Origin of the sequence: Lentzea albida (assembly GCF_900111005.1) — a bacterium.
Taxonomy (GTDB): domain Bacteria; phylum Actinomycetota; class Actinomycetes; order Mycobacteriales; family Pseudonocardiaceae; genus Lentzea; species Lentzea albida.
Genome location: NZ_FOFV01000022.1, coordinates 121158 through 145216, shown reverse-complemented (window position 1 = coordinate 145216; position 24059 = coordinate 121158). Strand labels below are relative to the sequence as shown.

The following is a 24059-nucleotide window of genomic DNA, read 5'->3' as shown; positions in this document are numbered from 1 at the left end:
GGCCGCGAGCTGCGGTCGGCCATCCCGGCTTCGCCCTCGAGCCGGTAGCGCTCAGCCCATTTACGTGCTGTTCTGACCGAGGTCATGAACATTCTCGCGGCCTCGGCGGGACGCCAGTTCTGCTCGACGACCAGACGCGCCAGGCGCAGCCGGGCACGCGGCGTCAGCGCCGCGTTAGGGTGGGACACGAAGGCCTCCGGGTGGTGAAGCGGTTCCTAGACAACTCCACTTCACATCCAGAGGCCTTCACCTGTCTTCACGACAGGCCGTCACCCGCCCAAACCGGAACAACGTCCCCGGACATCACAACTAGTGCAGGACGCCGCGCACCGCCGTGGCCGCCTTGGTCAGCGCGCCGCTCACCACCGCCCAGTCGGCGTCCTGGCTCCAGGAGCTCAGCAGCGTCACGGCGTAGGTGTCACCGACCTCGACGAACCCCGTGCTGTTGAGCACGCGCCGGCCGTTCGCGCTGCCCCAGCCCTGCTTGACCGCCCACGTCGCGTCCGGCAGGCCGCTGGGGATGCCGAAGTACTGGTCGAACCCGTCCGCGGCGGCGCGCGGCGCCTCGGCCATCGCCGACGTCAGCAGTTCGCGGTCCTCGGGTTCGAGAGGGCCGGCGATGTGGCGGTAGACGAGCGAGACGTCCGACGCGGACATCATCGTGCTCCCCCACTGGCCCGCGGTCGCCGGCGGGCGGGTGTGGCGCAGACCGAGTGCCTGGACCTGACGGGTGACGATCGCCGGCCCGCCTCCGCTCTGCCACAACCGGCTCGCCACACCGTCGTCGCTGCGCGCCAGCATCGCGGTGACGTCGTTCTCCACGCTGCCGGAGTTCGTGGACGTCCGCTGCAGCAGGTCCAGCGCGATGAGCAGCTTCACCACCGACGCGGTGGGCTGGGCGAGGTCGGCCTTCCAGGACAGGGCGGTGGTGCAGGTGTCGAGGTCCACGACCTCCATCGACAGCACGGGATCGTGGCCGACGCTCAGCAACTCCTGGCGCGCCTTCTCCAAGGCGGGCACCGGTCCTGCCACCGGCGTGAACGCCGTGCACTCGGTGTGCCAGTCGTCCGAGCCGGATCGGCCGACCACCACGGCGAGGACCGCGACCAGCACGATCGTCAGTCCTGTCGGGACAATCCACTTCCTCCGCCTGCGCCGCTTGGGAAGTCGACGGGTCACCATCTCCGACACCAGGTCGAGCGTCGGTGAGTTCGCGTCATCTCGGATGGTCATTTTTCGTCCACGTCGAATAGAACTCGTCACGGCGAGTTGGCGTTTTCGGGTTCGGCGAAGCCGGAGGGGATCAGTGAGGCGGTCGTCAGCTCTGCCTGCGCAGGGCCCAGGCGGTGGCTGCCAGCAGCAGTACCGCGAGGCCCCCGAAGATCGCGAAGTCGTACAGGTGCGCCAGCGGGGCACTGCTCTCGGGGATGACGGACGCGTACCTCTTCACCAGGCCGGCGTCCGAGGTGCACGCCAGGTATCCCTCGGTGGTGTTCAGCGTTCCCGCCGGCGTCAGCTTGCAGGCGTCGGCCAGCGCGACGGCCTTGTCGGAGGGCACCGGCCGTCCGGCTGCGTCGAGCCAGCCCGAGTCGAGCACGACGCCGTCCGCGCGCAGGTCCGCGTTCTCACCGGCCCCGGACTCCCTGCGCTGCACGGGCACCAGCCGGTACGCCACCCCGGACAGGGCGAAACGCACGACCACGAACGCGGCGAGCCCCGCGGTCATCGCCACCAGGCTGCGGCGGAACACCGCACCGAGGAAGGTGCCGAGCGTGAACGCGAAGAGCGCGTACGCGACCGGCGAGACGTGGTCGATGCCGAAGTTCAAGGTGTACAGCGGACCGTTCATCCGCGGCCCCAGCGTGCCGGCGGCACTCAGCCACCACCAGACCAGGTACTGCAGCACCACCAGCACGACCAACGCCGGCACCAGCGCCACGACCAGCTTGCTGAACATCCACCGGGTGCGGCTCACCGACTGCGTGAACGCCAGCACGTGCGTGCCCTGCTCGAGCTCCTGCGCGTACAGCGGAGCCGCGACGAACACGCCGATCAGCGCCGGCAGGACGATGATCAGGGCACGCGCGGACTCGAACGCGATGCTCCAGTCCATCCGGAACGCCTTCTGCACCCCGGGCGGAGCCGCGCACTCCTCGATGGACAGCGCCACGCATCGGGCGAGCTGCGACGAGTTCAGGACGTCGATCATGTTGGACCGCAGCAGCACGATGGCACCCGAGCCGACGACCAGCACCCCGAGGAGGACGAGCAGTTGCAGGCGCTGCAACCGGAACGCCGCCCAGATCATGCCGCCACCCCCGCCGGCACGTGCGCGGACAACACCTGCGCCCGCTCCGGCGCACGGTCAGAGTTCCTTCGCGTGGTCACGGCCGCCTCCTCTCACCCTCGACCACGCCAAGGTAGCAGCTTTCACTATTTAAATAGTGAACTAGGTGATACATGCGACCCAGAAGCAACTCGGGAGCGGCTGCGACGTCCTGTGACGGCACTCAGGACGGACCTGGGGCGGTCCACGAGCTCCTCACCCAGCCGGACGACGCCGCGATGGCGCTCAGCCGCACCAGCAGCCACCACGAGGCCCGGAGCTCGGACACGCCCGAGAACGTACTTACGTCCACATCTCCGGTCAGGACCGTGGCCCGCACCACTCCTCCACGAGGCGGTCAGGGGGTCTCCGATTCTTCTGTCCTCAGTGGACGGCAACGCGGACACGGGCACACCGCACGCGCGCCCAGGTCCACCACGAACCACCAGGTTTTCTCCGCGCCGCGCGGGGTAGCCGACCGTTCATGGTGACTCGCGCGGACGACGAGATCCGCGGCACGAGGACGATGCAGGCGGAAGCCGACATCGTCCTCAACACGGCGGCGGACCCGTCCCAGGAGGCGGCGTGGCTGCCGGACTGGCTGCGGGACTGCGAGCTGGACCTGAACGCGGACGAACGCACCCTGCGCTGGGTCCGGGACGACGAGCCGCGGGGCTTCCTCGCGGCCCAGCCGCGCGGCGCGGGGTCGAGCGAGGTCGAGATGGTGACGTACCAGGACGTCGCCGGCATCGACGCGGTGCAGGCCGCTCTGGGCGCCCTGGAAGCCGCGGTCGCGGAGAAGCTCACGGCCGGCTGACCGGGCGTGCGCGACCGCCGGGCCGGGTACCCGGCGCGGGACGGCCGGGCGCCGACCTGCCCGGCCGGACGTCCCCGATCTGGAGGTGCGGTCGTTGCCCGCCGACCGACGACGCTTTCCCGCCCGGCTGCCGATCGCCGCCGCCGTCACCCTCCCCGGCGCCTACCTGGGGGCCGCGGACTACCTGGGCGGACCGCACCCCGACGTCCCTCCCGCGGTGGCCGCGGCGGTGTTCGGCATCGCGATCGTCGGTGCGGCGCTCGTGCTCGCCTGGGCGGCCGAAGCCGCTCAGGTCGACGTCAGCGCGGGTCTGGCCATCGCCGTGCTGGCACTGGTGGCGGTGCTGCCGGAGTACGCGGTGGACCTCGTGTTCACGTTCGAGGCCGGCAAGGAGTTCGCGGCGAACGGCACCTGCGTGCCGCCTCCCGGTGAGGCCGACCCGTGTTCGCTCGCGCTCGCGAACATGACCGGCGCGAACCGGGTGCTCGTCGGGTTCGGCTGGCCGCTGGTCGTGCTCGTCGGCACCATCGCCGTGCGGCGGGCGCAGCGGGAGAGCAGGTCCACCCACGAAGGACGGATCGCGCTCGCGCCGGTCATGTCGGTCGAGGTGGTGTTCCTCGCCCTCGCCACGCTCTACTCCCTGACGCTGCCGCTGCGCTCCACCCTCACGATGGTCGACGCTGCGGTGTTCCTGGCGATCTTCGGCGGCTACGCCTGGCGGCTGTCGAAGGCACCGGTCGAGGAACCGACACTGCTCGGGGTGTCCGAGTGGGTCGGCCGGCAGGAGCGCCGGCCCCGGCGGTGGTGGGTGATCGGCATGTTCGCCTTCGCCGGGATCGTCATCCTCGCCACCGCCGAGCACTTCGCGCAGAACCTCGTGGACACCGGCACGAGCCTCGGCGTGGACGAGTTCGTGCTCGTGCAGTGGGTCGCGCCCCTGGCGAGCGAGTCGCCGGAGCTGATCGTGGCCTGCCTGTACGCCGCCCGCCTGATGGCCTCGCACTCGCTCGGCACGCTGCTGTCCAGCAAGGTCAACCAGTGGACGCTGCTCGTCGGCACGATCCCGATCATGTTCGCGATCTCGAGCGGCAGCACCCACGGGCTCCCGCTCGACGGCCACCAGCGCCTCGAACTGCTCATCACCGCCACCCAGTCGTTGTTCGCGGTCAGCATCCTCGCCGACCTCGGCCTCACGACCCTCGGCGCCGCGACCCTGTTCGGGCTGTTCGCGGCGCAGTTCACCGCCAGCGTCACGCTGCCCGACAGCGCGAACCGGGTCGTGATCCTCGTGCTGTCAGCGCTCTACGTCGTGCTGGCGGCCGCGCAACTCCTGCGCCGCAGGCGGATCGGCGTGCGCACCGCACGGGACGGCGTCGCGACCCCGTTCCCCGAACTCGCGCGGCGAGCGGAGAGATGACCGCGGCACGCACGGCCGGGATCACGTCACCGTCGTGGTCACCACGGCCACCGTGACGGCGGCGGTGGACGCCGCGATCGCCGCCGCCGTCCTCGTCACCGCGGCGCTCACCGCCTCCGCGCCCCAGTTGCCGCGCTCCAATTCCTTGGCGCGCCGGGCGACGTCGCCGGACCACGCGAGCTTCGGGCGCAGGGCCGGGAGGGCGCCGCTCGCGGACAGCAGCGCCGTCAGCGCGGCCGTGCGGGGATCCGGGGTCTCGCCGTCCACCAGCACCGCGCGGATGCGCTGCCGGACCTCCTCCTCGTGACGCGTGTCGGTGGCGGGCAGCGTGGTCATGCGGAAGATGCCCAGCACCCGCTTCTTCTCCCTGGCGATGAGGCCGCGCTCGACGAGGCGGTCGACGACGCGGGACCACACGTCGGCGCCGATCCGCGCGAGGAGCGAGTCGACGGAGCGGGGCTTCTCGGCCACCTTCTCGTAGCCCGACCTCAGCAGCGGGTCGTCCGGCGCGGTGCCGGCGGCGACGACCTTCTTGTCCCGCACCTCGACCAGGCCGGCGAGGGCCAGTTCGACCAGCACGGCGCCGCCCATCGTGTAGTGCAGCGTGCCGGCGGCGGCCGGGGTGCCGGACTCGTCGTCCATCAGGAGCAGGGCGAGGTCCTCGACGATCAGCATGTCTTCCTCTCTCAGAGCCAGTCGTGTTCTCGTGCGTAGCGGGCGGCTTCGTGCCGCGTCCTGGTCTGCGTCTTCTGCATCGCGTTGGACAGGTAGTTGCGGACGGTGCCGTCGGCGAGGTGGAGCTGCCGGGCCGTGTCGGCGACCGAGTAGCCCTCCGCGGTGGCGCGCAGCACGTCGATCTCGCGGTCGGTGAGCGGGCAGTCGTCGGCCACGGCGAGCGCGGAGACGTCCGGGTCGATCCACCTCCTGCCGCCGTGCAGCGCGGCGATCACCGACGTGATGTGGGCGGGGTCCGCGGACTTGCTCACGAACCCCTGCACGCCGAGCTTGAGGGCCTTGCGGAGCACGCCGGGGCGCGCGTGCCTGGTCAGCATGAGCACCACCTGGTCCGGGAGCACGCGGCGGATCTCGGCCACGGCGCCCAGACCGTCCACACCGGGCATCTCGAGGTCGATCACGAGCACGTCCGGCCGGTGGTCGAGCGTGGCCGCGACGGCCTGCGCGCCGTCCTCGGCCTCGGCGAGCACGGTGATGTCGCCCTCCATCGGCAGCAGCGCCGCCATCGCCTTGCGCAGCAGGGCCTCGTCGTCGGCCAGCACCACCGTCGTCATCGCGCCACCTTCGCCGGGACGGTCGCCGCTGTCGTGAACTCGCCGTCCTCCTGCTTCACCGTCAGCTCTCCCCCGAAGCCCGCGAGCCGGTCCCTCAACGTGGACAGTCCCCTCAGCTCGGGCGGGCCGTCGCCGGACGCCCCGTCGTTGACGATCGTGATGCCGGACTCGGTCAGCGTGATCCGCACCTGCGCCGCCTGCGCGTGCCGCAGGATGTTCGTGGTCGTCTCCCGCAGCACCTGGCCGAGCAGCTCCCCTTCGGCAACGGGCGCCGAGCGCACGATCCGCACGCGGATGCCCGCCGCCTCGAACAGGTTCTTCGCGTTCTCCAGCTCGCCCGCGAGGTTGAGCCGCCGCTGCGCGTACGCGAGCTCCTTGGTCTGCCTGATCGTGTCGCCGACGAGGGCGAGGATCTCCCGCAGCTCCTCCTCCGCGCGCTCGGCGTCGCGCCGCACCAGTTTCCCGGCCAGCGCGGTCTTCAGCTTCACCACGTGCAGCGTGTGGCCCTGGATGTCGTGCAGCTCGCTCGCGAAGCGGATCCGTTCCCTCGCGACGGCCAGCTCCGCCTCGTGCTCGCGTGCCTCGTCCAGTTCGGCCAGGACGCGGTAGAAGGCGTCGTTGGCGAACATGAACGCGAGCGTGACCACCATGACGGCGGTGGGGACCAGCACGAAGTGGAACGCGGTCGAGTCCGCGCTCGCCTGCGCCAGCGGGATCCTCGCCGCGCCGGCCGCCGCGACGAAGACGACGACCCCCGCCGCGGCCGGGATCCGGTGCCGCCGCATCTGCGGCACGATGAGCGGAGCCACGACCGTGATGCTGTAGAACGCCGTGGTGCTCCCGCTGACCAGCGCACCGAAGACCCACACGGCGGCGCTGGTGGCCAGCAGGGGCACGGCGTGGGCGTTGATCTCGTCCCTCGCCCAGAGCACGATGGCGACGACGGACGTGAGCAGTCCGAGGACGAGCACGGCCGCCTCCCACCAGACCTGGGAGTCGAACACGACCAGCACCGTCCCGACCGGAATGATCACCGCGAGCTGCGTGGTGATGTTCAGCCTGCTCATCCGTCCCCGTGCGGACGCGGCGTAGCTGAGCGGTGCGGGCGTTATCACCCGACCAGTATTTCGCCGGGTCCCGGACGGCACCAGTGACGCCACGTCATGCCTTCGGGGGCACAAATGTCACGGCCAGGTGGTGACGTGGTGACACTGCCCGCCGCGAGCCACGACCGGTGGAATCGACGCATGCCGACCACACCAGTCATCGAAGTGGACAGTCTCAACGTCGTCTACGGCGACTTCCACGCCGTGCAGGACCTGTCCTTCCACGTGCGGCGAGGCGAGCTCTACGCCCTGCTCGGCACCAACGGCGCCGGGAAGACCTCGACCCTGGAGACCGTCGAGGGCCACCGCAAGGCCACCTCGGGCACCGTGCGCGTCTTCGGGCACGACCCGGCCGACCGCGCCGCCGTGCGCCCCAGGATGGGGATCATGTTGCAGGACAGCGGTTTCACACCGGACCTGACGGTCGCGGAGTCCGTCCGGCTGGTCGGGTCGCTCACCCGGCGCACCGACGAGGTGGGTCGTGTGCTCGACGTCGTCGACCTCACCCGCAAGGCGGACACGCGGGTGTCGCAGCTGTCCGGCGGCGAGAAGCGGCGCCTCGACTTCGCCACCGCCGTGTACGGCACGCCCGAGCTGGTGTTCCTCGACGAGCCCACCACCGGCCTCGACATCCAGTCGCGCGACGACCTGTGGTCCACAGTGGACCGGATGCGCGAGGGCGGCACCACCGTGGTGCTGACGACACACTACCTCGAAGAGGCGCAGCAGCACGCCGACCGCATCGGCCTCATGCACCGCGGCCGGTTCCACCGCGAGGGCACCGTCGCCGAGCTGACCAGGACGCTGCCGTCCGTCATCCGCTTCGGGCTCGCCGCACCCGCTCCCACGCCGCCCGCCGCCACGCGCGAGGAGGACGGCCGGTACCTCGTCGAGACGTTCGAACTGCAGCGGTCGCTGTCGGCGCTGCTGCGCTGGGCCGAGGACCACCGCCTCGAACTGCGCGACCTGGAGGCCGGACCGACCCGGCTCGACGACGTGTTCCGCGCCATCGGTTCCTGATCCCCACCCTCCGTCCGGAAAGGACACTGCTGTGCTCCCGATCTTCCTCAGCGAACTGACCCAGATCTTCCGCAACCGGTCGGTGCTGGTCACGAGCTTCGTCATGCCCATCGCGGTCAGCGCGTTCTTCCTCTACCAGCACGACGTCTTCGCCCAGATCGGCAGCCTGGGCTACATCGCGGCGATCGTGATGTTCACGGTGTGCGCGTTCGGCCTCTACGCGAGCTCGGTCACCACGCTGGCCTCGCGGCGCCAGAACCTGTTCCTCAAGCGGCTGCGCTCCACCGCCGCGGGCGACGCGGGCATCCTCGCCGGGCTCGTGCTGCCCGCCACGGCGGTAGCGCTGGTCCAGGTCGTCGCGATCATGGCCGTGCTGGCCGCCGTCACCACGGCACCGGACAACATCGTCCTGCTGGCGCTCGCCGTCCTCACGACCACGCTGATGATGGTCGGCCTGGCGCTCGCCACCGCCGGGCTCACGAACTCGCCGGAGCACGCGCAGGTCACGACCCTGCCCGTCTGCCTCGGTGTCATCGCCGTCGCCAGCTGGGTCGGCATCTCCGGCACCGAGGAGCTGACGCTGCTCAAGCGGCTCCTGCCGGGAGGGGCGGCGACCGAGCTCGTCGTGAACGCGTGGTCCGGCGGTGTCGCGGTGACGGACTCCCTGCTCCTGCTGGCGCCGACGCTCGCGTGGGTGGTCGTGGCGGCGGCGCTCGCCTCCCGGCTGTTCCGCTGGGAACCGCGGCGGTGACGGCCGGGCTACCCGGCGCCGTAGCAGACCAGGGGCACCATCGGGCCGGTGTCGCAGGCGTCCGCCAGCGCCCGCGCCGGCTCGCTCCCGGCGACGATCGCCCGGTGGTACTCGTGCATGACGGTCACCGCGACGTCGTCCGGCACGCGGGCGACGCTGGACACGACCGTGGTGGTCCCCACGTACAGCATGGCGGCGGTCAGGCCGAGGATCTCGTCGCCCGCGCGGACCTCGGCCTGCCCGACGTCGCAGGCGGACAGCACCACGTGCCTCGGTGCCCGTTGCAGGCCCTGCAGCTCGTAGGCCAGCAGAGGGCCGTCGGCCAGGTCGAGGCGGGAGAACAGCACGTTCTCCGGCTCGTGGTGCCCGTGTGCCGCGAGGTGCGCGATGGCCCTTCGACGAGTTGTCCGGCACCAGGTTCTTCCGCGCCGTCTCCTCGTCCTGAGATCTGATCTTGAAGTAGTTCTGGTCTTCGGAGGTCATGGTGTTCTGGGGTGGTGCGCGGCCGCGTTGAGTACGTTCCGGGGATAACGAGTCGGACACAGGACCTCCGCACCGCGATGAGTTCGGGCCCGGCCGGCGGTCTGCCACCCCGTCCCCTGCCGCGCGTTCCGGAGGCAAGCCTTGAAACTGCTGCTCACCTCGGGAGGCGTGACGAACCCGAGCATCCGCTCGGCGCTCGTCCGCCTCCTGGGCAAGCCGATCTCCGAGTGCCACGCCCTGTGCGTCCCGACCGCGCAGTGGGGTCACCCGATGTGCGGCCCGGCATCGGTGCGGGGGTTCGTCGCCGCCCAGCCCTCGTGGCGGCACTTCTCCGGCCTGGGCTGGGCGTCGCTCGGTGTCCTGGAACTGACCGCATTGCCCTCCATCGGCGCGCAGAGGTGGGTTCCGTGGGTCGAGGAGGCGGACGTGCTGCTGGTCGACGGCGGCGACGCGACCTACCTGTGCCACTGGATGCGGGAGTCCGGGCTGGCCGACCTGCTGCCTTCCCTGTCCGGCAAGGTCTGGGTGGGCGTGAGCGCCGGCAGCATGGTCATGACACCGCGGATCGGGACGTACTTCGTGGAGTGGCCGTCCGCGCCCGACGACCGCGCCCTGGGGGTCGTCGACTTCTCGATCTTCCCGCACCTCGGCGCCTTCCCCACGAACACGATGGCCGACGCGGAGCGGTGGGCCGCCGAGATCGGGGGCCCGGCCTACGCCATCGACGAGCAGACGGCGATCCAGGTCGCCGACGGGGTCGTCGAGGTCGTCTCGGAGGGGTTCTGGACGAGGCTCGGGTCATAGCCGGACGTGCTCCTGGGCGGCAAGGCGTGCGAAGTCCTCGTCGGACAGCTCGACACCGACGGCGTCGACGTTCTCCTCGAGGTGCTGCGGCGACGACGTGCCCGGGATGGGGAGCATCACCTCCGACCGGCGCAGCAACCACGCCAGCGCGACCTGGGCCGGCGTGACGCCGAGCCGGCGCGCCACCTCCGCCACCGGTGAGTCCGCGCGCAGGCTGGGCGCGATCGGCAGCCACGGCAGGAAGGCGATGCCGTGCCGTTCGCAGTGCGCCAGCACGTCCTCCGAGCGCCGGTCGGCGAGGTTGTACCGGTTCTGCACGCTCACGATCGGCGTGATCCGCTCCGCCTCGGTGATCTGGGCGGCGGAGACCTCGGAGAGCCCGACGTGCCGCACCTTCCCCTCGTCCTGCAACCGGCGCAACGCCCCGACCTGGTCCGCGAGCGGGACCGCGGGGTCGACCCGGTGCAGCTGGAACAGGTCGATGCGCTCGACCCGCAGCCGTCTCAGGCTCAGTTCGGCCTGCTGGCGCAGGTACTCCGGCCGGCCGAGCGGGATCCACTCGTCACCGGGATGGCACTGACCGGCCTTGGTGGCCACCACGACGCCGTCGGGGTACGGGTGGAGGGCCTCCGCCAGCAGTTCCTCGTTGCGGCCGAGGTCGTAGGAGTCGGCCGTGTCGAAGAAGGTGACGCCGAGGTCGGCAGCGCGGCGGGCCAGCGCGTGCGCCGCGGCGGGGTCGTTCGCGGGCAGTCTCATGGCGCCGAAACCCAGGCGGTGGACGGGCAGGTCGCCGCCGAGGACGAGGGTGTGCACGGGTTCTCCTTGTGGGGTCTGGTGCTTCCACACTGCCGACCCGCAACCACTAAGACAATCGAAACATTCTTCACCAGACCGCGTAGCATCGCTAATGTGTTGAACCTGGAACGCCTGCGAACGCTCCACGCGGTGTCCACGACGGGCTCGGTCCGCGGTGCCGCCGAAGCGCTGCACGTGACGACCTCCGCGGTGTCGCAACAACTGTCCAGGCTGGAACGCGAGGTGGGCCAACGCCTGCTCGAACGCCAGGGCCGCGGCATCCGGCTCACCGACGTCGGCGACCTCCTGGCCGAGCACGCGGGCAGACTGCTGCGACAGGTCGAGCTCGTCGAGACCGACCTGGCCGACCACCGCGGCGCCGTAGCGGGAGCGTTGTCGGTGGCCGCGTTCGCCACCGCGGCCCGCGGCCTCCTCCCACCGATGCTGCAAGCGTTGCGGCACCGGCACCCGGACCTGTCGGCGCGGCTGGTCGAACTGGAACCCCACGAATCGATCGCGCAACTGCGCCACGCGGACGTGGACATCGCCGTCGTGCAGGACTGGCCGGAGGAACCGCTCACCATCCCGGACGGCATCTCGAGCGCCCCGCTGCTCGAGGACGTCCTCGACGTGGCGCTCCCCGCCCGGCACCCCCTCGCCGACCGCGCCGAGGTCACCCTGGACGCGCTGCGCGACGAGGACTGGGTGGCGTGGCCCAGTGACGAGATCTGCCACGGCTGGCTCGAGAACACGTTGCGCCGCAACGGGATCGAGCGCCGGATCAGGCACACCGCCTCGGAGCACTCCACCCAGCTAGCCCTGGTGGCGGCGGGTCTGGGTGCCGCACTGCTGCCCCGGCTCGGCCGCGGGCCCGCGGCCGAGGGCGTCCGCTTCGTGCCGCTGCTGCCGGCGCCGCGGCGGCGGGTGTTCGCGTTGTGGCGCGACAGCAGCACGAACCGCCCCGCGTGCCGGGCCGCGCTGCGCGCTTTGCAGCAGGCCGCCCGGCAGTGCGACACGGCGGGATCGTAGGTCGGCGAGCGGTTCTGCTGGGCCGTGCAATGGGTCGCCCAGCAGGGCGACACCACCGCCCCTGGTCCAGCGAGCCCCCTACCGCCAGGCCGCACAGCGAAACCGCGAGACCGGCCTCCGCCCCCTCGTGCGGCGCCGAGGCGACGAACCCGCCGCAGCCCGCTCCAGCCCCGCCCTCAACGCGCCCCAGCCCTGCCCCCCAGCCCGCCCTGAGCGACCCACGCCCCAGGCCGCCCACAACGTCACCTGACCTGCCCGAACCGCCAATCGATTTGACGGAGTGAGCACTCACTCCGCACCATGGGTGCATGACACCAGCATCCGAGGCCCGGCGACGAGCGCCGGGCATGAGCGCCGAGGACCGGCGCGCCATGATCGTGCACGCCGTGCTCCCACTCCTGGTCGAGCACGGCGCCAACGTGACCAGCAGCCAGATCGCCCGCGCCGCCGGCATCGGCGAGGGCACCGTCTTCCGCGCGTTCAAGGACAAGGACGAGCTGTTCGACGCCTGCACGGCCGAGGCGCTGCGGCCGGACCACGTGCTCGACGCGATCGCCGAGATCCCCCTCGACCAGCCGTTGGAGGACCGGCTCGTCGAAGCCGCCGAGGCCCTCGGCGCGCACCTAGAGCGGATGGGCGCGCTGATGAGCGCCCTGCACGCGTCCGGTCGCGCCAAGCGCCGCGACCCCGAGAACCGCACCGGCTCGTGGCGGAGCGGGCGCCGCGAGTCGATGGCCGCCATCCGAAGCGCCATGGTCGAGCTGTTCGCGCCGGAGCGCGACCGGCTGCGGCTGCCTCCCGAGCAGCTGGCCGGCCTCTTCCTGACCCTGTTGTTCGGCGGCCGCAGGCTGCCCGACGTCGACGCGCCCACCACGCGCCAGGTGGTCGACTTCTTCCTGCACGGCGCCGTGGAGGCTGGATGATGCCGGGCGGCATGGAGTTCGCGCTGGGCAGGCGCGGTCGCCGGCGGACTCCCACGACGGTGCCGGACAGCGGGCTCACCGGGCCGGTCGACATCCCGGAACCGAAGCCCGCCGACGAACCGAAGGACCTGCGCTCGCGGCTGAAGCGGGTGCGGACGTCCGTGGCGGGCACGGTCCGCGGGCTGCCGAAGGTCGCGAAGCTGACGTGGCAGGCCAGCCCGGTCCTGACCGTCCTGCTGGTGCTGATCACGCTCCTGTCCGGGCTCCTGCCGACCGCGACCGCGTACATCGCCAAGCTGCTGCTGGACTCCGTCGTCGCGGCGATCCAGAACCGCGGCACCACGGGCCACATCGCGAACATCGCGCTGCTGCAGTTCGGCGTGCTCGCCGCGACCGCGATCAGCAGCGCGCTGACGTCGATCGCGCAGTCGCTGCTGCAGGAGCGCATGACGCTGACCATCCGCCACCGGGTGATGGCGCACGCCAGCGACCTGCACCTCGCCTACTTCGAGGGCTCCGCGTCCTACGACATGCTGCGCCAGGCGGCGCAGGAGGCGCCGACGCGCCCGTTGTCGATGATGAACTCCGCGCTGGGACTCCTGCGGACGCTGATCACGTTCACCAGCATGATCGCGCTGCTCGTCTCGATCAGCCCGCTGCTGGCCCTGGTGGCGCTCCTGGCGCCGATCCCGGCGTTCATCTCGCAGTCGAAGTACGGCTCGCGCGCGTTCTGGCTGACGCTCGTGATGTCGCCGATCAAACGCCGGATGGATTATCTGTCCTCTTTGGTCACGACGGACACCTACGCCAAGGAGACGAAGCTGTTCGGGCTCGGCCCGTACTTCGTCGACCGGTTCCGCCGGCTCGGCACCGTCTCCTACGAGCGGCAGCGCAAGCTCACCGTCAACCGCAACATCAGCTCGACCTCGTGGGGACTGCTGAGCACGCTCGCGGGGTCGGCGATCACGCTGTACATCGCGCTGGAAGCGGTGGGAGGACGGCTCACGCTGGGAGACCTGGCGCTCTACACGGCCGCGGCGGCGTCCGTGCAGACGTCGGTGTCCGGCCTGTTCACCGCGTTCTCGGGGATGTACGAGAACAACCTCTACCTCGACACGCTGTACCGGTTCCTCGACACCAGGCCGGAGATCACGGCGCCGCCGTCACCACGCCCGATGCCGTCCACAGTGGAGGGACACATCGAGTTCGACGCGGTGACCTTCAGCTACCCCGGCGCCGCGGAACCGGCGCTCGACGACGTGAGCTTCGAGATCCGCCCCGGCGAGACGGTCGCGGTGGTGGGCCGCAACGGCGCGGGCAAGTCGACGTTGTTCAAGCTGCTCTGCCGGCTCTACGACCCGACCGGCGGCCGCATCCTGCTCGACGGCGTGGACATCCGCGAGTACGACCCCGTCGACCTCCGCACGCGGATCAGCGCGATGTTCCAGGACTACGTGACGTACCAGGGCACAGCGGCCGAGAACATCGGCCTCGGCGACCTGACCCGGCTCGAGGACCGCCCGCACGTCGAGGACTCGGCCCGGCGCGCGGGCGCCGCCGAACGGATCGAGCGACTCCCCCGCGGCTACGACACCCCGCTCGGCCGCTGGTTCGACCAGGGCGTCAGCCTGTCGGGCGGCGAGTGGCAGAAGATCGCGCTGGCCAGGGCGTTCCACCGCGAGGCGCCGATCCTGGTGCTCGACGAACCGACGTCGGCGCTGGACGCGCAGGCCGAGCACGACCTGTTCGCGCGCCTGCGGGAGCTGTCCGAGGGCCGGACGACGCTGTACATCTCGCACCGGTTCTCCACCGTGCGGCAGGCGGAACGGATCCTGTTGCTGGAGCACGGGAAGGTCGCCGAGTACGGGACGCACGAGGAGCTGATGGCGGCGGGGGCCGGGTACGCCGAGCTGTTCACGCTGCAGGCGAAGGCGTATCTGGACGAGGTGCCGGGCTGAGCCGTTCCGCCGCGACGACAGGTGTGCAACGGTAAGCGGTCCGTCTTACGTCCACCCGGTGACCGAAGAACGCGTTCCGGGGAGTGAGCGCACATGGCGCAGATGCTCAGGAAGGCCGCGGCACTCGGATCCGCCCTCGTCGTCGTGACGGCGTGCGCGGCCGGTGGCCGGCCGGCGGGATCGACGCAGTCCGCGAACTCGGGAGGTGACGTGGTGGAGCAGGCCTCGGTACCCGCGTGCGGGGACCGGATCGACACCCTGCCCAGCAGGGTCGAGGGCTTGTCGGTCACCGGCGAGTTCCCGCCGCGCACGGGGCGGGACGGCGACGGGACGTTCGCCGGAACCGTGACCGTCACCAGCACCGGGGCCGAGGTCGCGGGGGTGGCGACACCCGAGGCGGACGTGTACGTCGCACGGGCCGGGCAGGTAGTGGCCACGCCGGTCGCCAAGGACTCGGTGGGGCAGGTGGTCGACCTCCGCGCCGGTGCCAGCCAGGTGTTCACCGCCCAGGGCACCATCGCGCCGTGTGCGGGCGGCGGGGTGCTGCCTGCCGGGCGGTACGAGGTGTTCGCGGTGGTCGTCGTCAACCGCGACGACGGGCCGCAGGTGGTCGTCGCCGGAGGCCCGTGGCCGCTCGAGGTGACCTGACGCGCGAGGACGGCCGGGGAAGCACGCTCCCCCGGCCGTGTTCACCCGGTCACCGGGTGCGGGTCAGGTCACGATCGAGACGCCGAACCTGGCCTGGACGCGGCTCCACATCTCGGCGTACCTGGTGGTACCGCTGGAGGCGATGTGGTGTCCGCGGATGTGCTTGTCGTCCGCGGACACGCTGAGCGCGTAGAACGGTGCGCCGGAGTCGCCGCCCTGCGGCAGGGTTCCGCCGCTGTAGACGATGACGGGCGACTTGCAACCGCTGGAGGTGCAGACGGTGCCGGTGATGCTGCTGACGGTGTGACCGCAGTGCTCACCGGTCGTCCGTCCACTGTGGCAGTAGTTGTTGAAGCCGACGATCGGGTTGGCCGCCGACGCCACGTGGTGTCCGGTGGAGCTGTCGACACCGCCGACGTAGACGAACGGGGCGTAGGACTGGCCGCCGAGCAGGACCATGTCCTGGCCGGGCAGGCCGTTGCCGCTCGCGACGCCGACGACGCGGCCGCCGAGCTCGGTGACGGCGGTGGCACCGTTGGCGAAGCAGTGGCCCGCGGTGACCATGAACCTGGTGCCGGCCGAGTTCTGCACGGTGTAACCGGCCGAGCAGTGGCCGTTCGGGGCGGCGAAGGTGATGCCGGAGCCACCCCAGAACGCCGGCACGTCGTCCCGCCGGGTGAAGTCGTCGGTGGCGGTCTGCTTGCGGACCTCGACGAGGCCCTTGCTGTTGTCGCCCACCAAGGAGTCCACGACGTCGGACGGCGCGTCCGTCTCGACGACCACCTTGCCGGTGAGCGCGTCGGCGTAGGCGCCGAAGGTGTACTTGGTGCCCTTGGCCCGGACGTGCTGGAGGATCCGCGACTGGATCGCCGCGGACGCCTGGGTGGCCTCCGCGCTGACGGTCAGGGCGGCCTTGCCGGCGGCCAGGTCGGCCGCGACCGGCCGCTGGTCCCCCAACTTGGCGGGGGTGTCGGGCTTGCCGTCACCCAGTGCCGGACCGGCGGCGAGCCCCAAGGCGACCGCCGCTATGACGATCGAGGTCGAAATTCTTCTTCTCGGACGCACGCGTTTTCCCTTCCTGGACGGGAATTTCGTGAGCGGGAGACGCCCCCTCCGGGTCTCCCAGGAAGCTAGTGCCGCAGCACGACGACCAGATACGAAATTTGCTGTCTTCCCTTTCGACGAAACGCGGCTATGTGAACTCAAGCGCAGGTCAGGGCATCGCTCATACAGGCGTTTAGCCGATATAAAAGCGCCGAATAGCAGTCGAAAAGATTTTGGCAGGGTCCAGACGGTCGCACACGAAAAACATGAAGCCTTCCGAATGGAGATATTCACGCTGAAGGCATCAACGTCGATCTTGCCGTAACGCCGGGCAACCCGCCCCGAGAGCCGCCACCGCCACGGCTCCGGCGCTGTTGTCGAGCAAGTCCCGCGTCTCGCACAGACCGCGCCCGAGCAACAGCCCGTTGACCAGTTCAGACATCCCGACCGGCGAGAAGCCGTTGAGGAGGCTGAACTGCGTGCCGACCAACGCCCAGCCCGGTTGCGAGCGCGAGAACGTCAGGGCCACCACGACACCGAGGAAGATCCCCCGAACGCGAGACGGCGTCAAGCGCCTGCCTCAGCTGATCCACCACAGCGCAGAACCCCAGGTCGTGTCCCGTGACGGGTTCCCGCCGGATCGGCCGAGGACGACCGGGAGCGCGACTACCGAGGCCCCACGGCGAACTCACCGCGACATGGCGCTCGCCATCGCCGGCTCCTTCTGCCGGGTGTTGGCCGAGAAGTGGGCGACGGCGATCGCTCCGGCGATCGCCACGACGAACCCCGTGGTCGCGACGGCCACGTACCCGTCGCGGACGGTGTCGCCGAGGTAGACCAAGCCGACGAACGACGACAGCGTCGTGTTGGTGGTGAACATGATCGCGGTCACCCCGGTCGGGCCGCCCCGCTGCAGGGCCATCGCGAACAGCACCGCCGCGACGAGTCCGTTGAGGACGATCGACCACGCCGCCGGTTCCAGGACGAGCCGCCACACGGCGTCGGGGAGGTGGAGCGTCCGAGCCGAGATGCCGACGACGCTGTAGGAGACACCGGAGCCGAACGCCAGCGCCACCGTCGCCCACACGTGCCTGTGACGTCGTGCGTAGAGGACGATCGACGCCACTGGGATCGCGATGGCGACGAGGCCCCACCGCCACTGCGGCGGGAGGGGCTGTGCGGGACCCGGCTGCGCGGACACGCCGAGCAGGACCAGACCGGCCGCACCGACCCCCAGTGCCGCCCACCCCTGCGCACGCAGGCGGGAGCCCATGAGAGCGCTGATCATGGCGGTCACGCCGACGCTGAACGCCAGCATCGACTGGACCAGGAACAGCGGCAACCGGTGCAGGGCCGCGGAAGCGCACACGAAGCCCAGCAGGTTCACGCCCAGACCGAGGAAGTACAGCCACTGGCCCCGGAGAGCGATCAGATCGAGAGACCTTCCGCCGTACGCACCCGCACGCCGCACACCCATGGACTCCAGGATTGAACCACTGCCCGACGCCAGGGTCGCCAGCACGGCGAAGAGGTAACCCAGTGCCATTCGTCCATTGTGTCAGCCGCTGTCCGCGGCGGTTGCAACATCCCCGGAAGCGGGTGCGGGGATGTTGCCGGGCCGTTCAGACGACACGGCGCCGCACCCGCCACACCACCACTCCGATCGCGACCGCGGCGACGGTGGCGAACAGGGCCGCCTCGACGATCTGGAACGCCCAGAACCGGTCGGCCGGGTGGTAGACCTCGACCTGCTGGACGCCCCGCGCGTGCAGGAACTGGTTGAGGTTGGTCCCGGCCCGGTCGGCGGCGGCCTCCAGCTCGAGGTACTCGCTCGAGGTCAGCCTGCGCCCGGCGGCGTCGGCGTAGCCGTGGTCGATCGTCCAGTCGGCGACGCCGGGCCGGTGGCCCGCCCGGTCCTCGGAGCCGCCGGCGGGAACCGGCTCCACGCTGGTCAGCGGCGTGGCGTAGGCCGGACGGGCCAGCAGCCCCACCGCCATCCGCGCGGCGAGGAACGCACCGAAGGCGACACCGAACGCGGGCAGGCTGCGCCGCAGGACAGCCCCGGCGGCGGTGGCGATCCCGAACGCGAACAGCGCGTACGCCACCGGAACGAGTCCTTGCAGGTCGAAGGCGTCGTACTGGAACCGTCCCTCCCACACGTCGAACGGCCGGCGGAACCACGTGAGCACCGCGGTGAACGTCCCGATGAGCGCGGCGGTGACGCCGGCCAGTGCCGCGAGCTTGGCCGCCAGCCAGCGCGTCCGCGGCACGGCCTGCGTCCAGGCGAGCTGCCAGGTGCCGTCCTCCAGTTCGCGCGCGAGCAGCGGCGCGCCGAGGAACGCACCGATGACGACGGGCATCAGGTAGAAGGCCGCCAGGAGGTTCTCGACGAACCCGTACTCGTCGTCGAGCCGGCGGAAGGAGGCCACGCAGGCCTCGTCGAGCCGGGCCTCCCCCGCACACCGGGCGGGACCGCCGGGGAACAGGTCGTGGGCCTGCGTCCCGAGCACGAGCAGGGCGATGCCGAACACTCCGACGAGCAACCCCAGGACGCAGACCTCGGTCCGGTGCTGGCGCCAGATCAACCAGGTCATGCCGCTCCCACCGCCGTGACGTCCACGCCCGGCCGGCGCAGGTACGCGAGCACCAGGTCTTCGAGCGCGACCGGCCGCGCCTGCCACCCCGGCGCGACCGGGAGCGCGCCGTCACGCACCAGCAGGGTCGTGTGCCGCTCGCTGTGGACGGTCTCCACGACGGCGCCGGACCGCTCGGGCCCGGTGGCCGTGCGCGGGCCGACGAGCAGCCGGTGCTCGGTGAGCAGGGTGTCGATGTCGCCGGTGAGCGTGACCCGGCCGTTGTCGAGCACGACCAGGTGGTCGCACACGCGCTCCAGCTCGTGCACGACGTGGGAGGAGAACAGGACGGTCACGTCCCCTTCGGCCACCGCGCCCATGAGGACCTGCATGAACTCGTGCCGGGCCAGCGGGTCGAGGCTCGCCACCGGTTCGTCGAGGACGAGCAGGTCCGGGCGCTTCGCCAGCGCCAGGGCGAGCGCGACCTGGGCCTGCTGCCCGCCGGAGAGCGTGCCGGTCCTGCGGTCGAGCGGGATGCCCAGCTTCGCCAGCCTGTGCTCGGCCAGGCCCTGGTCGAACCGGAGGTTGCAGGCGCGGCCGAAGCGGAGCATCTCGGCGACGGTGAAGCGCTTGTACAGCGGGTGGTCCTGGGCCAGGAACCCGATCCGAGCCAGGGTGCGCGAGGTGCTGGCGGTGACGTCGTGGCCGAGGACCTCCACCGTGCCGGTGCTCGGGGCCAGCAACCCGACGACCAGGCGCAGCAGCGTGGTCTTGCCCGCGCCGTTCGGCCCGACCAGGGCGATCACGCCGCCCGCCGGCAGGGCCAGGGTGCAGTCGCGCAACGCCCAGCCCTTCCGGTACCGCTTGCCCACTCCGTCGGTGCGCAGCGCGAACTCGCCCGTCGTCACGCCACGCCCTCGTTCCGCATCTCCTGGTGGACGGAGGCGAGGAGCGCGTCGACCGCCTGCTCGTCGAGACCGGCCGCGTAGGCGCGGCGCAGCCAGGTCGTCAGGCCGCGGCGCAGCGACGTGTACGTCGACGCCGGCATCACAGCCGACTGCCGCTCGTCGACGAACGTGCCCTGGCCGGGCCTGCCGGTGACCAGGTTCTCCTGCTCCATCTGCCGGTACGCCTTGGCGACGGTGTTCGGGTTGATCGCCAGGTCCTCGACCACCTCGCGGATGAGCGGGAGGCGGTCACCGGGCTGGAGGAAGCCGAGCAGCACCGCCTGGCGCACCTGCTGGACGAGCTGCAGGTACGGCGGCACGCCGGAGTGGGTGTCGAGCCGGAAGACGAACACGGAGTCTCCTCACTGCTTTACTAGTACCATAGTAAAACAGTGAAGGGCTCCGGATCACAGCGGCTTGACTGTGCCGTTGCGGCACGGTTTCTCCTGGAGCGCACACCACGGCTCCAGGAGGAACGAATGACGATGACCAACCCCCGTCGCGGCACCGCCGGGGAACCGGAGCGAGCCGCACCGGCGGCGGGCAGGCAGTCGTCGCTGCTCGAGAAGACGGGCGGCCCGATGGGTTTCGCGTACTCCGCCATCCCCGTGGCGGTCTTCGTCGCGACCAACGCGTTCCTGCCCCTGATCGCGCCCATCACCATCTCGGTCGCCGTCGGGCTGGCCATCACCGCGTACCGGCTCGGGCGCGGGGAGCGGTTCAGCACGGCGGCCGGCGGCCTGCTCGGACTCGCCGTCGCGATCGGGGTCGTCACGGTGACCGGGTCCGCGCGGGACTTCTTCGTCGTCGGCATCTGGGCGTACCTGCTGGTGTTCGTCGTCACCCTGAGCTCGGTGCTGGTCCGGCGCCCGTTGAGCGGCGTCGCGTGGAACCTCGTGCACGGCGGCAAGCACTCCTGGCGGGCCGACCGCGACGTGCTGCGCGCTCACGACGTCGCCACGCTCGCCGCGGCCGCGGTGTCCGGCGCCCGGTTCGCGGTGCAGCAGTGGCTCTACGCCAACGATGAGACCGGCTGGCTGGGCGTCGTCCGGATCGCCATGGGCTGGCCGTTGACGATCCTGGCCGCGCTCGTCGTCGTGTGGGCCTGGCGGCGCAGCGGCGCGCGGTTGGTGTCGTCGGCCTGAGCAACGCCCGGCCCTGCATCACTCCACTGCGGACGCGGGCTCGAGAACGGGCGGCCGGCTCCGCAGCACGGCCGTCGGCGATCACCCGCGGGTCGGCGCTCCCAGCGTCACCGGCCGCCTGCACCGCGACATCGTTGCCGATCGTCATGAGGTACCTCGCGAGCAGTGCGAGTCGGTTCCCGCGGGCAGAAGCGGGTGCAGATCGCACTCGGGGTCCGCGACGCGGAGGACTGAGTCGGGCGGTGACGACGATCCGCCGTTGCCCGGCCGGACGCGTGTCACGACCAGTTGCCGAGCTCCGCGTCGATGCGGGGATCGGAGCGGACCCACACCTCGCCGGTGGCGGCTCCCGGCGGGGCGTCGACGCGTTCGAGTCCGAGCGTCCGCACCAGCTCCAGCAGGTCGTCGCGGGCCGGACCCGCCTCCTCGACCGTACGGCTGTCGAAGAGGACGTGGTGCACGTCCCAGCGGTCGTTGTACCCGGAGTCCGCCCAGATCTCGCAGAACCTGGTCAGCGCCTCGCGGTCGAGTGGCGCGGCCTGCTGCCCGTCCGGTGCGGGCGTCGCGGCGAAACCCCTCGCGACGTCCTCCTGGCCCCACCACTCCCCCGCCTCCGCGACCGCCGCCGGGGTGAAGTCCGGTGGCGCGAGGAAGGGTTCGAGGAGCCGGCCGACGCCGGTGGCCTCGATGCCCAGCCCGTCCTCCCGCAGACGCGCCACCAGGCCGTCGGCCATCGCACACGGGCCGGAGAAGGTGAAGATCCCGGTGGCGGCCACCGGTGTGCCGCCCCCGGGGTGCGCGGAACTGGGCGTCGTGGCCGTTTCCGGCACGTTCCTCACCAGGGCGAGCAGGTCCGCCGGTACGCCGTCGTACAGCGCAGCGTCCTGTGCGGCCGCAAGAGCGCTGGACCGGTCGAACGTCACCACGAGGCCCCGTCCGTCCGCGGCGAACCAGGCGTCGACGGTGTCACCTGTCCCGTAGCCGTAGTGGGTGACGCCGGAGACCGTGACGGGCTCGCGTCCGTCGACGCGGGTCAGGACGTCCAGCCGGCGGCGAAGCTCGCGCGGGTGGGTCCGGCGCAGCACGGACCGGTCGAACTCGGAGCGAAGCGCCTCGCCGAGGTCTTGTTCCCGCTCGCCTCGGGCGACTCGCCGCTCACGATGGGCCGACCGGGCCCGCAGGAAGCTCTCGACGTCGGGGAGCCAGGGTCCGTGCGGGTCGAGTGCGGCGAACCCGCCGCGGGCGAACTCGGCGGCCAGTCTCCGGTGGTCGCCGCTGGAAGTGACGACCCGGTACTCGGTGCGCGAGTCCTGGAACCCCTGGATGCGGCAGATGGCCCCGACGTCCAGCAAGAACACCAACGCTTCCTCGCCGTCCGAGTCCTCCACGCAGAACGACGTGTTGTCCGCACCCCGGTGCCGCGCGACGAACTCCAGGAAGGCGTCCTCACAGGACTGGTTCCCGCCCGGGAGCCACTGCTGCTCGTTGTCCTCGTCGTCGCTGAAGGTCAGCGGTCTCGCCATCCGCCCATTGTGACAGGCGGTGATCGTGACGTCCTCGCCGGAGCGGGAGGCCCGGCCTCTGTCGTGGGGGCACCACCCCACCTCCGACGGTTTCACCTGGGCGATCGCACACGAATCCAGCGATTACCGCTCGATGGGCGTGAAATTAACATTGCTCAGTACTCTAACTCTGGGTAGTCACACCGGAGAGAGGTGCAGTGAAATGCGCGAGGTCAGAGCAGATCTTGAATCGTTCATCCAGACCTCGGAATTCAGCTGCCTCGGCGCTCGCGCGGCGTTGAAGAAGGGCTCGATCGTCCATCACCACTACCGCGCCCTGGGGGATCCCGAGTCGGCGCGCGCCCACCACGGCGACCTGCTCGAGTACGCCCGCGACATCCGGCCCACGTTGTCGGACAGGAGTTTCCGCACCTTCGTGTCGACGTTCGACGAGCCGGGCGGGATTCTCGACGAGCACGAGCACGAACGCCTGCTGTGGCGCCACCTCCAGCTCATCCACGACATCGACAGCCTGACCCACGGCCTGGACGAGAACACCACTTCCGATCCGAGCGCACCGAACTTCGGTTTCCACGTGGGCGGGCACGCGTTCTTCATCATCGGCCTGCATCCTGGCTCGTCCCGCGCCAGTCGTCGTTTTCGCCTGCCCGCCCTCGCGTTCAACTCGATCGCGCAGTTCGCCGCGATGGGCGAGAAGTTCTTCTCGATGCAGGGGGCGATCCGCAAACGCGAGGTGACCAACAACGGCTCGGTCAACCCGAGCTACAGCACCTACGAGTACCAGATGCCGGCGAGGCTGTTCGCAGGCCGTTTCAGCGAGGAGGACTGGAAGTGCCCGTTCACCTCGCGGCACGAGCCGTCGTCGGCGAAACCCACCGCGGACCTGGTGCGGCGCGCACTCGCGGATCTGCGTGACAGCGGTTCGTGATCATCGGCCGGACTCGACGACCGTCGGGAGGACCCGCGTGAGCATCGCGGAAGACGACGAACAGGGCGTCGTCGAGCACGCCGATCCCGATCGCTCCCTCCACCGCGAGCAGACCGGCCGACAGCACGGCCACGACCAGCACCACCGTGCCCGCCGGCACGGTCACCCCGAGCAGCAGCGACGACGCCGTGCCCGAACGGATCCGACGACGCGATCGTCAGCAGCTCACCCCGGTGCCGCGCGGCCGCCGAACCGCCCACGCGCAGCAGCCTGGCCCCGAGCTCGACTCGCAGCGCATGCGCTGCGATGACCGCCCCCTGCGCAGACCAGGCGAACCAGCGGTAGCACGTGTTCAGCGCGGCGAACAGCACCACCGGTCCCCGACGCACAGCACCAGCGCGGTGGCCTCACCGCCCGCCACCGCCTCGTCGATCGCCGGCCCAGGGCGACCGGGAGCAGCGCTGCACAGGTCTGGTGCCCATGACCGGCGCGGTCGGCGAGCCGGGGCACAGCACGGCCGCGAGTGACGGCGA

27 protein-coding genes are annotated in these 24059 nt (G+C 71.0%); 11 read left to right on the top strand and 16 right to left on the bottom strand.

Going from position 1 to position 24059, the window contains the following annotated elements:
- The 4 genes from BMY74_RS38355 to BMY74_RS45460 form a co-directional block, all read right to left on the bottom strand.
- On the bottom strand, positions 1 to 188 hold a 188-nt coding region (locus tag BMY74_RS38355; protein WP_143091871.1), incomplete at its 3' end, for a leucine zipper domain-containing protein.
- Positions 189 to 309: 121 nt separating this feature from the next.
- The gene (locus BMY74_RS38350) at positions 310 to 1233 is read right to left on the bottom strand and encodes a serine hydrolase (RefSeq protein ID WP_089925311.1); all 924 of its coding nucleotides are present in this window, start codon (positions 1231 to 1233) and stop codon (positions 310 to 312) included.
- Between the two features lie 85 nt (positions 1234 to 1318).
- Positions 1319 to 2308: an ABC transporter permease subunit gene (locus tag BMY74_RS38345; protein ID WP_089925307.1), complete on the bottom strand. Its 990-nt coding sequence runs from the start codon at positions 2306 to 2308 to the stop codon at positions 1319 to 1321.
- Between the two features lie 202 nt (positions 2309 to 2510).
- Positions 2511 to 2666, bottom strand: a complete 156-nt coding sequence (locus BMY74_RS45460; protein WP_177230126.1) for a hypothetical protein — start codon at positions 2664 to 2666, stop codon at positions 2511 to 2513.
- Between the two features lie 144 nt (positions 2667 to 2810).
- Here BMY74_RS45460 and BMY74_RS38340 point away from each other — a divergent pair, with 144 nt between their 5' ends.
- Entirely contained in the window at positions 2811 to 3143 is a 333-nt protein-coding gene (locus BMY74_RS38340; protein WP_089925304.1) for a hypothetical protein, read from the top strand.
- Positions 3144 to 3237: 94 nt separating this feature from the next.
- Positions 3238 to 4560 (top strand): sodium:proton exchanger, encoded by a 1323-nt coding sequence (locus BMY74_RS38335; protein ID WP_089925368.1) that lies wholly within the window; start codon positions 3238 to 3240, stop codon positions 4558 to 4560.
- Positions 4561 to 4581: 21 nt separating this feature from the next.
- Here BMY74_RS38335 and BMY74_RS38330 read toward each other — a convergent pair whose 3' ends face one another.
- The 3 genes from BMY74_RS38330 to BMY74_RS38320 are packed head-to-tail and all read right to left on the bottom strand — an operon-like array spanning position 4582 to position 6916.
- Entirely contained in the window at positions 4582 to 5235 is a 654-nt protein-coding gene (locus tag BMY74_RS38330) for a GOLPH3/VPS74 family protein (protein ID WP_089925301.1), read from the bottom strand.
- Positions 5236 to 5246: 11 nt separating this feature from the next.
- Complete coding sequence (locus BMY74_RS38325) at positions 5247 to 5849, bottom strand: response regulator transcription factor (RefSeq protein ID WP_089925298.1); 603 nt, start codon at positions 5847 to 5849, stop codon at positions 5247 to 5249.
- Complete coding sequence (locus BMY74_RS38320; RefSeq protein WP_089925295.1) at positions 5846 to 6916, bottom strand: sensor histidine kinase; 1071 nt, start codon at positions 6914 to 6916, stop codon at positions 5846 to 5848. The genes BMY74_RS38325 and BMY74_RS38320 overlap by 4 nt, the downstream gene beginning before the upstream one ends.
- A gap of 180 nt (positions 6917 to 7096) precedes the next feature.
- Between BMY74_RS38320 and BMY74_RS38315 the strand changes: the two genes are divergently transcribed.
- Both BMY74_RS38315 and BMY74_RS38310 read left to right on the top strand, forming a co-directional pair.
- Positions 7097 to 7975 carry an ABC transporter ATP-binding protein gene (locus BMY74_RS38315; RefSeq protein ID WP_089925290.1) on the top strand — a complete coding sequence of 293 codons (879 nt, stop codon included), beginning with the start codon at positions 7097 to 7099 and terminating at the stop codon, positions 7973 to 7975.
- Positions 7976 to 8006: 31 nt separating this feature from the next.
- On the top strand, positions 8007 to 8726 hold the full coding sequence (locus tag BMY74_RS38310) for an ABC transporter permease (RefSeq protein WP_089925287.1): 720 nt from the start codon (positions 8007 to 8009) through the stop codon (positions 8724 to 8726).
- An 8-nt stretch (positions 8727 to 8734) separates the two neighbouring features.
- Here the strand turns inward: BMY74_RS38310 and BMY74_RS38305 are convergent, their stop codons facing one another.
- The gene (locus tag BMY74_RS38305; RefSeq protein ID WP_089925284.1) at positions 8735 to 9115 is read right to left on the bottom strand and encodes a CHAT domain-containing protein; all 381 of its coding nucleotides are present in this window, start codon (positions 9113 to 9115) and stop codon (positions 8735 to 8737) included.
- Positions 9116 to 9350: 235 nt separating this feature from the next.
- Between BMY74_RS38305 and BMY74_RS38300 the strand changes: the two genes are divergently transcribed.
- A complete protein-coding gene (locus tag BMY74_RS38300) occupies positions 9351 to 10013 on the top strand; it encodes a Type 1 glutamine amidotransferase-like domain-containing protein (protein WP_089925281.1) in 663 nt (220 codons plus the stop codon).
- Here the strand turns inward: BMY74_RS38300 and BMY74_RS38295 are convergent.
- Positions 10008 to 10826, bottom strand: a complete 819-nt coding sequence (locus tag BMY74_RS38295; RefSeq protein WP_089925278.1) for an aldo/keto reductase — start codon at positions 10824 to 10826, stop codon at positions 10008 to 10010. The two genes, BMY74_RS38300 and BMY74_RS38295, sit on opposite strands and share 6 nt — an antisense overlap.
- Positions 10827 to 10922: 96 nt before the next feature.
- Here BMY74_RS38295 and BMY74_RS38290 point away from each other — a divergent pair, with 96 nt between their 5' ends.
- The 4 genes from BMY74_RS38290 to BMY74_RS38275 all read left to right on the top strand — a co-directional run bounded on the left by BMY74_RS38290 (position 10923) and on the right by BMY74_RS38275 (position 15366).
- Positions 10923 to 11837: a LysR family transcriptional regulator gene (locus BMY74_RS38290; RefSeq protein ID WP_089925275.1), complete on the top strand. Its 915-nt coding sequence runs from the start codon at positions 10923 to 10925 to the stop codon at positions 11835 to 11837.
- Positions 11838 to 12184: 347 nt separating this feature from the next.
- Complete coding sequence (locus tag BMY74_RS38285; protein ID WP_089925272.1) at positions 12185 to 12760, top strand: TetR/AcrR family transcriptional regulator; 576 nt, start codon at positions 12185 to 12187, stop codon at positions 12758 to 12760.
- An 11-nt stretch (positions 12761 to 12771) separates the two neighbouring features.
- Positions 12772 to 14718 carry an ABC transporter ATP-binding protein gene (locus tag BMY74_RS38280; protein WP_089925364.1) on the top strand — a complete coding sequence of 649 codons (1947 nt, stop codon included), beginning with the start codon at positions 12772 to 12774 and terminating at the stop codon, positions 14716 to 14718.
- A 93-nt stretch (positions 14719 to 14811) separates the two neighbouring features.
- On the top strand, positions 14812 to 15366 hold the full coding sequence (locus tag BMY74_RS38275) for a hypothetical protein (protein ID WP_089925270.1): 555 nt from the start codon (positions 14812 to 14814) through the stop codon (positions 15364 to 15366).
- A gap of 63 nt (positions 15367 to 15429) precedes the next feature.
- Here the strand turns inward: BMY74_RS38275 and BMY74_RS38270 are convergent, their stop codons facing one another.
- The 6 genes from BMY74_RS38270 to BMY74_RS38245 form a co-directional block, all read right to left on the bottom strand.
- Positions 15430 to 16431: a chymotrypsin family serine protease gene (locus BMY74_RS38270; protein ID WP_089925267.1), complete on the bottom strand. Its 1002-nt coding sequence runs from the start codon at positions 16429 to 16431 to the stop codon at positions 15430 to 15432.
- 283 nt (positions 16432 to 16714) lie between these two features.
- Positions 16715 to 16939: a hypothetical protein gene (locus tag BMY74_RS38265; RefSeq protein ID WP_177230125.1), complete on the bottom strand. Its 225-nt coding sequence runs from the start codon at positions 16937 to 16939 to the stop codon at positions 16715 to 16717.
- Between the two features lie 159 nt (positions 16940 to 17098).
- The gene (locus BMY74_RS38260) at positions 17099 to 17956 is read right to left on the bottom strand and encodes a DMT family protein (RefSeq protein ID WP_089925262.1); all 858 of its coding nucleotides are present in this window, start codon (positions 17954 to 17956) and stop codon (positions 17099 to 17101) included.
- 76 nt (positions 17957 to 18032) lie between these two features.
- Positions 18033 to 19004 carry an ABC transporter permease subunit gene (locus BMY74_RS38255; RefSeq protein ID WP_089925259.1) on the bottom strand — a complete coding sequence of 324 codons (972 nt, stop codon included), beginning with the start codon at positions 19002 to 19004 and terminating at the stop codon, positions 18033 to 18035.
- Positions 19001 to 19891 carry an ABC transporter ATP-binding protein gene (locus BMY74_RS38250; protein WP_089925256.1) on the bottom strand — a complete coding sequence of 297 codons (891 nt, stop codon included), beginning with the start codon at positions 19889 to 19891 and terminating at the stop codon, positions 19001 to 19003. Before BMY74_RS38250 ends, BMY74_RS38255 begins: the two co-directional genes overlap by 4 nt.
- Positions 19888 to 20283: a GntR family transcriptional regulator gene (locus BMY74_RS38245; RefSeq protein WP_089925254.1), complete on the bottom strand. Its 396-nt coding sequence runs from the start codon at positions 20281 to 20283 to the stop codon at positions 19888 to 19890. The genes BMY74_RS38250 and BMY74_RS38245 overlap by 4 nt, the downstream gene beginning before the upstream one ends.
- A 126-nt stretch (positions 20284 to 20409) precedes the next feature.
- On the opposite strand from BMY74_RS38245, the gene BMY74_RS38240 reads away from it, so the two are divergent.
- On the top strand, positions 20410 to 21075 hold the full coding sequence (locus tag BMY74_RS38240; RefSeq protein ID WP_089925251.1) for a DUF3159 domain-containing protein: 666 nt from the start codon (positions 20410 to 20412) through the stop codon (positions 21073 to 21075).
- A 278-nt stretch (positions 21076 to 21353) separates the two neighbouring features.
- Here BMY74_RS38240 and BMY74_RS46735 read toward each other — a convergent pair whose 3' ends face one another.
- Positions 21354 to 22679: a DUF6357 family protein gene (locus tag BMY74_RS46735; RefSeq protein WP_281245040.1), complete on the bottom strand. Its 1326-nt coding sequence runs from the start codon at positions 22677 to 22679 to the stop codon at positions 21354 to 21356.
- On the opposite strand from BMY74_RS46735, the gene gntA reads away from it, so the two are divergent.
- Positions 22618 to 23526, top strand: coding sequence for a guanitoxin biosynthesis heme-dependent pre-guanitoxin N-hydroxylase GntA (gene gntA, locus BMY74_RS38230; RefSeq protein WP_245786605.1), 909 nt, complete (start codon positions 22618 to 22620; stop codon positions 23524 to 23526). The genes BMY74_RS46735 and gntA overlap by 62 nt on opposite strands.
- Positions 23527 to 24059: the final 533 nt, after the last annotated feature.

Bases quoted from the DNA above. Each gene is read 5' to 3' on its own strand.
- BMY74_RS38340 (WP_089925304.1), top strand. From the start codon at position 2,811: ATGGTGACTCGCGCGGACGACGAGATCCGCGGCACGAGGACGATGCAG.
- BMY74_RS38275 (WP_089925270.1), top strand. From the start codon at position 14,812: ATGGCGCAGATGCTCAGGAAGGCCGCGGCACTCGGATCCGCCCTCGTC.
- BMY74_RS38350 (WP_089925311.1), bottom strand. From the start codon at position 1,233: ATGACCATCCGAGATGACGCGAACTCACCGACGCTCGACCTGGTGTCG.
- BMY74_RS38325 (WP_089925298.1), bottom strand. From the start codon at position 5,849: ATGACGACGGTGGTGCTGGCCGACGACGAGGCCCTGCTGCGCAAGGCG.
- BMY74_RS38260 (WP_089925262.1), bottom strand. From the start codon at position 17,956: ATGGCACTGGGTTACCTCTTCGCCGTGCTGGCGACCCTGGCGTCGGGC.
- BMY74_RS38320 (WP_089925295.1), bottom strand. From the start codon at position 6,916: ATGAGCAGGCTGAACATCACCACGCAGCTCGCGGTGATCATTCCGGTC.
- BMY74_RS38285 (WP_089925272.1), top strand. From the start codon at position 12,185: ATGAGCGCCGAGGACCGGCGCGCCATGATCGTGCACGCCGTGCTCCCA.
- BMY74_RS38315 (WP_089925290.1), top strand. From the start codon at position 7,097: ATGCCGACCACACCAGTCATCGAAGTGGACAGTCTCAACGTCGTCTAC.
- BMY74_RS38345 (WP_089925307.1), bottom strand. From the start codon at position 2,308: ATGATCTGGGCGGCGTTCCGGTTGCAGCGCCTGCAACTGCTCGTCCTC.
- BMY74_RS38330 (WP_089925301.1), bottom strand. From the start codon at position 5,235: ATGCTGATCGTCGAGGACCTCGCCCTGCTCCTGATGGACGACGAGTCC.
- BMY74_RS38280 (WP_089925364.1), top strand. From the start codon at position 12,772: ATGGAGTTCGCGCTGGGCAGGCGCGGTCGCCGGCGGACTCCCACGACG.
- BMY74_RS38240 (WP_089925251.1), top strand. From the start codon at position 20,410: ATGACGATGACCAACCCCCGTCGCGGCACCGCCGGGGAACCGGAGCGA.
- BMY74_RS38255 (WP_089925259.1), bottom strand. From the start codon at position 19,004: ATGACCTGGTTGATCTGGCGCCAGCACCGGACCGAGGTCTGCGTCCTG.